This is a genomic window from Sphingobacterium sp. SGR-19 (genome assembly GCF_011043555.1).
GTDB lineage: Bacteria > Bacteroidota > Bacteroidia > Sphingobacteriales > Sphingobacteriaceae > Sphingobacterium.
Genome location: NZ_JAAKGS010000003.1, coordinates 404,107 through 410,386, shown reverse-complemented (window position 1 = coordinate 410,386; position 6,280 = coordinate 404,107). Strand labels below are relative to the sequence as shown.

Here is a 6,280-nt window from a genome sequence, read left to right as displayed (position 1 = left end):
GCAGGTCGTATCATGCTCGAAAGGATAAGCGAACTAATGAAGGAGGGGGCAGATTTTGCTTTTGAAACCACTCTCTCCACCAGAAGTTATCAGTCATTGGTTCAAAAAGCACAAACTTTTGGTTACACTGTTACGTTATTATATTTTTGGTTGGAGTCTCCGGATTTAGCTATTCAGCGAGTTAAAAAGAGGGTTTCCATGGGAGGTCACCATATTCCTGATGAGGTTGTTGTTCGTCGGTACCATCGAGGTCTATCAAATTTATTGAATATTTATCTTCCTATATGTGACCGATGGTTGGTACTCGACAACATGGATCTGACACCGGAAATTATTGCTCAAAAAGATGAGTTTGGAGAAGTCGTTGTAAATGACGAAATTTGGTCAAGAATATATGCAGATTATTATGGTAACGGATAAAGACAACATTTCTACCCTTCCCTTTGCCGAGCGTGTCCGACTAGGTGTGCAAAAAGCTTTGCGTAAGCTAGCCGAAGAAAGTGCGCTAAAAGGTGAAAGTTTGGTGGTAAAGATAGAAGGAGAGGTGAAAGAAGTTCCGGCAAAAGACCTTCTTGCAAATATGCCAAAGGCAAGATAAGGGGCCATTCTAATGATCTCCGCCCGAGTAAATCCACATTGGCTCGGTTTGTCCAGCTCTTTCGAAACCTACCTTTTTATAAAAATCGATGGCTTTACCGTCCGCAGTTAACATTTGCATATGGAAATCTTTGTATATTTCTTGCATCTTATCCATAATCATGTGTCCAATACCTTTGCCCTGATAGGAGGGGAGGACGAGTAAATGCGGATAGTATACTACGAGATGTCCATCGGAAATTGCATTACCAAGTCCTACTAAGACGTCCCTATCCCAAGTGGTAATCAGCGAATGAGAATTTATTAGCCCTTTCAGCAGTAGATCAGGTTTCTGGACTGCACTCCACGCATTGGCTTCGTATAATGGCAAAATTTGATCTCTGGTTATATTTCTTGTATCGTTTAAAACTATTTCCATTTGAAATTGATGTTTTCGGTAATTGCGCTAATTGTTTTTCTTGCTCCCAACATCAAACCCCTTTACCACCGTTACTCCTTTAGAAGAGGTATGGGGTGCATTTTCCTGTAAGCGATCGATGTATTCAAAAAGCAACTCGATATTTTGGTCGTGGCCTTTTTGTTTTTTTGCTATATTCTCTACAGTATACTTTATTTCGGCTATTTCGATCTTTATCTCAGTGTTGTCCGAAAAATATTGACGGATCTTAGCGAATATTCGCATTATCTGTATGTTCACCTGAATAGCTTGTTCGCTATGGAGAACACTTGATAGCATAAGTACTCCATGCTCTGTAAAGACATTAGGTGCTTTTCTACGGCCGCCCCAACTTGAAGTCGCAATTTGCGACTTCAAGATTATAATTTCGTCATTAGACAGGTTGAACATAAAATCATCAGGGAAACGGGATGCATTTCTTCGTACTTGCTCATTTAGGCGCTTAGTCTCTACCCCATACAACTCCGCCAGATCACTGTCCAACATTACCTTCTGTCCCCTAAACTCATATATTTTGTTGGCGAGGACATCGTCAGCTATAGCTATTGCTTTTAGTTCTGTTTTGGTTTTACGCATAACTTAATGGTATCGTTCATAATTCATTGTCCCAATAAAGGTAACTTGTAAAGCAATAGAATCTTTCATTTTGTACATATAGATAGCCCCAACCTCGAGGTACTTAGCGGCTATGTACAGTGACATAACCAACCACTCACTGTAGTTGGCGGCTTTGTCACTTTACATTGCGGCTTTGTCACGTTACATTGTGGACTTGTTCGTTGACATAACGAGTAAATCCATGTGTTGAACGTTATTTAGCTTCAATGTGTGAACATGCCTCTTGCTGTAGCGCCCAATGGCGTGCATGCATTTACATGTACAAGTACATAATGGTAAGGAATCACTTCCGGCCGCTAATGCCTGTCGCGCAGCCAAAAAAATATTTCTCCTCGGTGACCCTTAAGTTATTCCGTTCAAATATTCGCTTTACCAAATTGCTGTTGCCATATTTTTCCGTATAGATCCAAAGCATCTTGTAATCGTGCGGGTTTCCTAAAAATATTTTTCCGAGCAGTGGTATAATTTTTCCCTGGATTTTAAGATCTCAAAGGCATAAGTTCAAGTGCAATTTATCAGGATGTGCATACAGATAAAATGACGGAACTGTATAGTACTGTTCGATGGCCAAAAAGATGAAGAAGCTATGATACCAAAAATAATTCTAATTATTGATTTCCAATAATCGATCACGGACGAGGAAACATGCTCCGACGACACCAGATTTTTCCTGAAGTTTGGAAAGTTTAATTTTTGTATCTGTACTTACTAAATTAAGGGAATACTTGTTAATTGCGCTTTTGACAGGAAGCAGGATATAGTCGCCCGTAAGGGCTAAAGGTCCGCCTAATACGATGAGCTCCGGATTATATAAGTTGATGAGTAAAGCAATAGCTCTTCCTATTTTTTCTCCAATCTCAGCCAGGAGCTCAATGGCAAGGTTATCATCCTTTTGAACTGCGCTGATAATGTGTGTCAACTTGATCTGTTCGACATCTACTGTATGCGTAATATTGCTTACATATCCTTCTTTCAAGCGTTGCGTGAAAAGTTCAATAAGTGCTCGTCCGGAGGCTTCTGTTTCAAGACATCCCTTTTTGCCGCACTGACATAATATCTCGTTATCAAAAATAGGGATATGTCCAAACTCACCTGCGAATCCTGATTTTCCATAATAAATCTGCCCATTAATCAAGATACCCATGCCTATACCATAATCAAGATTGAGGAATAGCACGTTTTTTTCATCCGTAACGACCCCTCCCATAAACTCTCCATAAGCCATAGCTCGGGAATCATTCTCGATAAATGTCTTAATCTTCAGCGCGTCGTCAAGATACTTACTCAGTGGTGTCTCGCTGAAGTGAAAGAAACTGTAGCTGTAACCCGTTTTATAATTGACACGACCACCCAAATTAAGTCCCATTGCTAGTATTTTTTCTTTAGGAACGCCTGTTTTCTTAATAAAACTATTAATGAGTCGGCATAGATTGTCTAACGACTCTTTGCTGTTCGCAAGCTCGTAAGGAGTGTTTTCCGCAATTGAAACTATGGTTTTATTGAGGTCGATGAGACCGATATTAACATGGTTGTGTTTGACATCGACCCCAAGGAAAAACCCTGAAGTTGGTACCAATCCATAAACATTAGGCTTCCTTCCGCTCACCGTCGTTGATTTACCGTAATCACTCACTAATCCGTCTTCGATTAATTCACTGATTACATTTGTAATTTTCGGGACGCTCAACTTTAACTCCTTGCTGAGCGCACTGATCGTGCGCTGTCCTTCGGTCGAAAGAATAGCGATCAGACTCTTCTTAATGGAATTATTTTTATAGGCAACGCCTGATGTTTGTTCGTTTTCTAACTGTTCAAAAAATGTCATGGGTCTATACTTCATAACAAAAGTAATAAAAAAAAGATAAAAATACCTTGTTATATTATTAAATAACGTCTTTATATTAATATATTATTGTTGTTGTAGTGTTATTATTAAAATAAATTAATAAATACGCGATGTATTAATAAAATTATTTTTAATTTAGCGAAGTGTTAGTCGGGTGACTGACCGGCCCGTATTAACGTATTAAAAAAAATAAATCTAAAATGAAACATGGAATTGATAAATACAGTCGACGGAACTTTTTGCAATTAGGGATTACGTCAGGCATTGCGGGGGCTTCGGTCGGGCTGTTGCAAAGTTGCGATGCTGACAGACAGTCGGCTGAAAACCGATTGTCGCTGGATCCGTCACTACGGGACCGATTGTTGACTGATTCGGCTCTCGCTCTACCTATTACAGCTACGTTTATCGATGAGATTTCGCACGATATACCGCATCAGAACTGGGGCGAGTCTGAATGGGATCTTGATTTTAGATATATGAAAGCGCTTGGTATCAATACGGTTATCCTGATCCGAGCTGGTTATCGTCGCTTTATAACGTATCCTTCTGCTTACCTCATGGGCAAGGGGTGTTATCAGCCTGGTGTCGATTTGTTGGATATGTACTTAAGGCTTTCGGAGAAGTACGGCATGATATTTTACTTTGGCCTATATGATTCGGGTAGCTATTGGGATACGGGTGATCTTAGCCATGAGTTGGAACATAACAAATATGTGATCGAGGAGGTATGGAAGAATTATGGTAGCCGCTATAAAAGTTTTGGTGGATGGTATATCAGTGGCGAGATCAGCCGTAAAACCAAGGGGGCGATTGCCACGTTTGAGCAATTGGGAAAAGCTTGCAAAGACGTTTCAAATGGCCTGCCGACCTTTATTTCTCCTTGGATTGACGGAAAAAAAGCAGTCATGGCTTCATCGTCTAGTATTTCGCGTGCTGACGCGGTTTCGGTACAGGAACACGAGGACGATTGGGCAGAAATATTCGATGGGATCAAGGATGTTGTCGATGCCTGTGCCTTTCAGGACGGGCACATCGATTATTACGAACTGGACGCTTTTTTCAGCGTAAATAAAAAGTTGGCGGATCGATATGGTATTGCATGCTGGACCAATGCGGAAACTTTTGATCGCGATATGCCGATCAAATTTTTACCCATCAAGTTTGATAAATTGCGACTGAAGCTAGAAGCTGCCAAGCGCGCCGGATACGAAAAAGCGATAACCTTTGAGTTTTCCCACTTCATGAGTCCGCAGTCGGCTTATGCGCAAGCCGGCCACCTGTACAATCGATACCAACAGTACTTCAAAATTAACCAGTAATTGAACTTTATAAAACCTAAAAGTAGCATAAGATGAACGAATCTGTTAATTTAAAATACATTAGTTTCCTGGCTGTTGTAGCCGCAATAGGAGGGTTTCTATTCGGATATGATACCGCTGTAATATCGGGCACAATTGCCCAGATAACTGTTCAGTTTGGCCTGGATACAGTATCGCAAGGCTGGTATGTCGGTTGTGCGCTGGTAGGCTCGATTTTAGGCGTGTCTTGCGGGGGGTATTTGGGCGATCGCTTTGGACGGAGGATGACCCTGCTGCTATCTGCTTTACTCTTTACCGTCTCTGCGGTATATTGTGCGCTTTCTACCGATTTCGATCAACTCGTCTACGCCCGGATTATCGGAGGCGTAGGGACAGGGATTGTTTCGATTGTTTCTCCCATGTATATTTCCGAACTCTCGGCGCCTCAATATAGGGGACGTTTGGTGTCGTTGTACCAGCTTGCTGTCACTGTTGGTTTTTTGGGGGCTTATTTGGTCAACTACGTCTTACTAAATTATGCGCTAGGCGATGCACAATATCTAGAGAATACCAGCCTTCGATTGGCTTTTTACGATGAGGTATGGCGTGGCATGTTAGGGGTTGCGTCTCTGCCTTCTGTTTTCTTCCTCGTTGTGCTCCTGTTTATCCCGGAAAGCCCGCGCTGGCTTATATTGAAAGGAAGGTTGGTGCGTGCGAAGTCTGTACTGTCACGGATTTACCGATCAGCGACGGCCGCAGAAGCGGAAGTTGCAAAAATTGGCCTGACAAGTTCTTCCAACCAAAAAGTAAATTGGAAGTTGTTGGGAAATTCTGGCGTACGCAAAGCTGTATGGATTGGTGCTGCCATAGCCATATTGGGACAGTTTATGGGCGTTAACGCAGTGCTATACTACGGGCCGACGATCTTTGAAAGCAGTGGCCTGTCAGGGGGTGATTCGCTGTTCTATCAGGTGATTGTCGGACTGGTTAATGTGCTCACGACCGTATTGGCTGTGTTCATTATTGATAAAGTAGGACGTAAGAAGCTGGTATATTTAGGCGTATCGGGAATGATTGTTTTTCTTTTACTCATCAGCGTTTACTTCGTTTGGGGTGACTCGATCGGCCTACCGAATATATTTATGCTCGTCTGCTTTCTGGCGTATGTATTCTGTTGTGCAATCTCCATATCTGCAGTTATTTGGGTACTCCTTTCGGAGATGTACCCGAATTCTATCCGCGGCTTAGCGATGTCTATTGCTGGCTTTTCGTTGTGGGTAGGAACGTACCTTATCGGTCAGCTAACGCCGTGGATGCTCGAGAATCTTTCTCCGGGAGGAACCTTTTTGCTTTTTGCAGCGATGTGCATACCCTATATGCTGATCGTTTGGAAACTAGTGCCCGAAACGACAGGTAGATCGCTGGAAGATATAGAACGACACTGGATTCATTAGAACTATAGGT

General features: G+C 42.0%; 7 protein-coding genes. 4 read left to right on the top strand and 3 right to left on the bottom strand.

The genetic code is table 11. The features are described 5' to 3' along the window. Nucleotides 1-420 (top strand): zeta toxin family protein (locus G5B43_RS09365; RefSeq protein ID WP_165294465.1); only part of this gene is annotated, 420 nt, incomplete at its 5' end. Continuing rightward, nucleotides 395-598, top strand: coding sequence for a hypothetical protein (locus G5B43_RS09360; protein WP_165294464.1), 204 nt, complete (start codon nt 395-397; stop codon nt 596-598). The genes G5B43_RS09365 and G5B43_RS09360, both read left to right, overlap by 26 nt. Nucleotides 599-607: 9 nt before the next feature. On the opposite strand, the gene G5B43_RS09355 is transcribed toward G5B43_RS09360, so the two are convergent. From G5B43_RS09355 to G5B43_RS09345, 3 genes are all read right to left on the bottom strand, one after another. Beyond that, entirely contained in the window at nt 608-1,015 is a 408-nt protein-coding gene (locus G5B43_RS09355; protein WP_165294463.1) for a GNAT family N-acetyltransferase, read from the bottom strand. Between the two features lie 27 nt (nt 1,016-1,042). Then, nucleotides 1,043-1,630, bottom strand: coding sequence for an ORF6N domain-containing protein (locus G5B43_RS09350; RefSeq protein ID WP_165294462.1), 588 nt, complete (start codon nt 1,628-1,630; stop codon nt 1,043-1,045). Between the two features lie 646 nt (nt 1,631-2,276). Beyond that, the gene (locus G5B43_RS09345) at nt 2,277-3,497 is read right to left on the bottom strand and encodes an ROK family protein (protein ID WP_165294461.1); all 1,221 of its coding nucleotides are present in this window, start codon (nt 3,495-3,497) and stop codon (nt 2,277-2,279) included. A 221-nt stretch (nt 3,498-3,718) separates the two neighbouring features. Here G5B43_RS09345 and G5B43_RS09340 point away from each other — a divergent pair, with 221 nt between their 5' ends. Then, on the top strand, nt 3,719-4,837 hold the full coding sequence (locus G5B43_RS09340) for a DUF4434 domain-containing protein (protein WP_206367300.1): 1,119 nt from the start codon (nt 3,719-3,721) through the stop codon (nt 4,835-4,837). Nucleotides 4,838-4,869: 32 nt separating this feature from the next. After that, nucleotides 4,870-6,270, top strand: a complete 1,401-nt coding sequence (locus tag G5B43_RS09335) for a sugar porter family MFS transporter (RefSeq protein WP_165294460.1) — start codon at nt 4,870-4,872, stop codon at nt 6,268-6,270. Nucleotides 6,271-6,280 lie beyond the last annotated feature (10 nt).